Origin of the sequence: Streptomyces muensis (assembly GCF_021474425.1) — a bacterium.
In the GTDB taxonomy this organism is placed as follows: Bacteria; Actinomycetota; Actinomycetes; order Streptomycetales; family Streptomycetaceae; genus Streptomyces; species Streptomyces muensis.
This window is the reverse complement of sequence record NZ_JAKEIP010000470.1, coordinates 1-3419: the sequence shown is the minus strand read 5'-3', so window position 1 is coordinate 3419 and position 3419 is coordinate 1. Positions and strand designations below refer to the sequence as shown.

Here is a 3419-nt window from a genome sequence, read left to right as displayed (position 1 = left end):
GTTCGGGGGAGGAGGGTGGGGCTTGCTGTCCTGGGGAGGACGACGGTCACGGAGGTCCTTTCGCTGGTGATCAGAGATCGGTGATCGGGGGCGGTGGTCGATGTCGGTGATCGACCCCGATCTACCGTCGCAGCGCCGGACCTGTCACGTCCATCGAATCTTTTCGATGATTCAGTTCAGCAGAACTGAAAGATCGTCCGGCGACCGTCCGCTTGCCGGCCCCGATCTGCCCCACCACCGTCGCCCCGAACGCAAGCACCATCCCCACCACCTGAACCGGCGTCAGCGCCTGCCCCAGCGCCGCCCAGCCGACCACCGCGGCGGTCAGCGGGGACAGCGGGCCGAGGAACGTGACCTGCGTGGCCGTGAGGCGGCCGATGCCGCGGAACCAGAGCCAGTACGCGAGGGCCGTGTTCGCGAGCGCGAGGTAGAGGTAGCCGCCGATCGCCGGGGCGTCGAGCGCGGGCGGCGCGCCCTCGACCAGCACCGCGAGCGGCGCGATGAGCAGGCCGCCCGCCGTCAGTTGCCATCCGGTCAGGGCGAGGGGGCCGACGCCGTCCGGGCGCCCCCAGCGCTTGGTCAGCACCGTGCCCGTGGACATCGAGGCGGTGGAGGCGAGGGCCGCGAGGACGCCCAGCGCGTCCAGGGCGCCGGCCGCCTTCAGCACGACCAGGCTGACCCCGAAGGCCGCCACGACCGCGGTGAGCAGCGTCCGTACCGTCGGCCGCTCCCCCAGCAGCAGCGCCGCGAGCCCCGCCACGAACAGCGGTCCGACCGAGCCCACGACCGCCGCCATGCCGCCGGGCAGCCGGTACGCGGACAGGAACAGCAGCGGGAAGAAGGCGCCGATGTTCAGCGCGCCGAGCACCGCCGACTTCCACCACCAGGCGCCGTGCGGGCGGACCCGGGCGAGGGCCAGCAGCAGGAGGCCGGCGGGGAGAGCGCGCATCAGGCCGGTGAACAGGGGGCGGTCCGGCGGCAGGTACTCGGTGGTGACCGCGTAGGTCGTGCCCCAGGAGACGGGCGCGAGCGCGGTGAGGAGTATCAGTGCACGTGCACCCATGGCTCGCCACACACCCTTCAAAGTAGGTCGATGGAAAGTAGCTTAGCTCTAAGCTACTTTCCGTCAAGCCACTTTCTTGCGGCCGAGCGTCCGGCCATCGATACTCGGCACCATGAGTGAACGCCCACAGCGCAACGATCCCGTCGACGCGATCATCGACCAGTGGGCGGCCGTGCGGCCCGACCTCGACACCAAGGCGATGGAGGTCTTCGGGCGGATCTTCCGTCTCTCGCGCACGATGGGCGACCGCATGGAGAAGGCGTACGCGCCCTACGGCATCTCGCGCGGCGAGTTCGACGTCCTGGCGACCCTGCGCCGCGCCGGTGAGCCGCACACGCTCTCGCCCCGCCAGCTGTCGGCGACGCTGATGCTCACCACCGGCGGCATGACCGGCCGCCTCGACAAGCTGGAACGGGCCGGCCTGCTGCGCCGCTCCCCCGATCCGCACGACCGCCGCGGCCTGCAAGTCACCCTCACCGAGAAGGGCTTGCACCTCATCGACGAGGCGGTCGGCGCCGGACTCGCCGCCCAGACGGAGGCCCTGTCCACCCTCGACGCCGAACAGGCCGACCGACTGGCCGACCTGTTGCGGGAGTTGCTCGCGGGGACGCCCGAATCCCGGTAGTCCGGCGACCTGTTAGCCGGGCGACCGGACCTGCCCGGCAGGTCCGGCAGACCCGGCATGGAGGCGGCGTTCAGCCCACCTGCTCGGCGAGCGCCGCCTCGACAGCACGCGCGTCCTCCGCGTCCGCCCCGTCCGCCGCCCACGCCACGTACCCGTCAGGCCGCACCAGCACGGTCGTACGACGGTCGCCCGCCCAGCGTTCCACGGTCAGCCGGTCCTTTCGGGAGCCCTGGTCCCCGAGGGCTCCGGGCACCTCCACGCCCCTCGCGGTGATCAGCACGAACCGACCACCGCGCAGAGCCTCGTACAGCCGGCCGCTCTCCAGCGCGACGTCCGGGACGCGGGTGCCGACCAGGCGGTGGGAACCGCGCGGGGCGGCGTACCGGTAGCCGATGCCCGAGATCTGGGCCAGGGCCTTCGCACGGGCGGGGCGGGCCGCGTTGACGAAGGCGGAGACGAGGGCGCGTACGGCACGCAGGGCCGGGTTCTGCGCCCGCGCCAGCCGGACCAGTCCGCCGCTGCTGCGCAGCACCGCCTTGCCGACCGGGTGGCGCTCGGCCTGATAGGTGTCCAGGAGGCTTTCGGGCGCCCACCCCTTGCTGACGGCGGCGAGCTTCCAGCCGAGGTTGGCCGCGTCCTGGAGCCCGGTGTTCATGCCCTGGCCGCCGGCCGGTGAGTGGACGTGCGCCGCGTCGCCCGCGAGGAAGACCCGTCCGACCCGATACTCGGGCGCCTGGCGCTCGTCGCTGTGGAAACGGGAGAGCCAGCGGGCGTCGTGCATGCCGTAGTCGGTGCCCAGGGCGCGCCGGGTGACCTCCCTGACCTCGTCGAGATCGAGCGGGACGTCGTCGGGGACCTCGTGGCGGCGGTTCCAGCCCATGACGCGGTACCAGCCGTCACCGAAGGACGCGATCATCGCGAAGGCGTCGCCCGCGCCGTTGACGGTGAGCACGCTCTCCGGCCGCTCGGCGAGCCGTACGTCCGCCAGGAAGAGGGACTTGATGACGGAGACGCCGGGGAAGGGCAGGCCGACGGCACGGCGTACGGCGCTGCGGTGGCCGTCCGCGCCGACGACGTAGGCCGCGCGCTGCGTGACGACCGTCCCGTCCGGGCCGCGCACGTCGAGGTCGACCCCGCTGTCGTCCTGCCGCAGCCCGACGACCTCGCTCTCGAAGCGGAACTCGACGCCGAGCTCGCGCGCCCGTCGCTCCAGCAGCCGCTCGACCTCGTACTGCGGGGTGATGAGCAGGAACGGGAAGCGGGACGGCAGCGTGCCCAGGTCGAGGGAGAGGCGGCGGAAGAGGCGCAGCTCGGTGATGGTGCTGCCGGTGGCGAGCAACTGGTCGGCGAGGCCTCGGGCGTCGAGCTGTTCCAGGGTGCGGGCGTGCACGCCGAAGGCGCGGGAGAGGTTGCTGATCTCGTGGGGGCGCCTCTCGACGAGGGTGACGGGGACTCCGGCCGCGGCGAGGTCACCGGCCAGGAGGAGACCGGTGGGGCCGGAGCCGACGACCAGGACGGGGGCGGGGGCGGGAGCCGTGTGGTTGGTGCCGGTGCCGGTGCCGTTCATGGTGGCCTCCTGGGTGCCAACGCATGTTTGCCAACGATTGTTGGTCAACGCTTGTTGGCTAACGTACGGCGGTGCAGCCGCGGCTGTCAACACTTGTTGGCCTACGCATGTTGACCTACAGTTGTTGGCATGCCCCAGAGCCCGCCCCCCACGCCCGACACGCC

At 72.1% G+C, this 3419-nt stretch carries 3 protein-coding genes; 1 reads left to right on the top strand and 2 read right to left on the bottom strand.

What is annotated here, in order from left to right:
• Positions 1–121: 121 nt before the first annotated feature.
• Positions 122–1063, bottom strand: coding sequence for an EamA family transporter (locus L0P92_RS43185; protein WP_234768607.1), 942 nt, complete (start codon positions 1061–1063; stop codon positions 122–124).
• A 112-nt stretch (positions 1064–1175) separates the two neighbouring features.
• Here L0P92_RS43185 and L0P92_RS43180 point away from each other — a divergent pair, with 112 nt between their 5' ends.
• Positions 1176–1688, top strand: a complete 513-nt coding sequence (locus L0P92_RS43180) for a MarR family winged helix-turn-helix transcriptional regulator (protein WP_234768606.1) — start codon at positions 1176–1178, stop codon at positions 1686–1688.
• Between the two features lie 70 nt (positions 1689–1758).
• Here L0P92_RS43180 and L0P92_RS43175 read toward each other — a convergent pair whose 3' ends face one another.
• Positions 1759–3255: an FAD-dependent monooxygenase gene (locus tag L0P92_RS43175; protein ID WP_234768605.1), complete on the bottom strand. Its 1497-nt coding sequence runs from the start codon at positions 3253–3255 to the stop codon at positions 1759–1761.
• Positions 3256–3419: the final 164 nt, after the last annotated feature.

Coding starts and splice junctions, on each gene's coding strand:
- L0P92_RS43180 (WP_234768606.1), top strand. CDS start 1,176: ATGAGTGAACGCCCACAGCGCAACGATCCCGTCGACGCGATCATCGAC.
- L0P92_RS43175 (WP_234768605.1), bottom strand. CDS start 3,255: ATGAACGGCACCGGCACCGGCACCAACCACACGGCTCCCGCCCCCGCC.
- L0P92_RS43185 (WP_234768607.1), bottom strand. CDS start 1,063: ATGGGTGCACGTGCACTGATACTCCTCACCGCGCTCGCGCCCGTCTCC.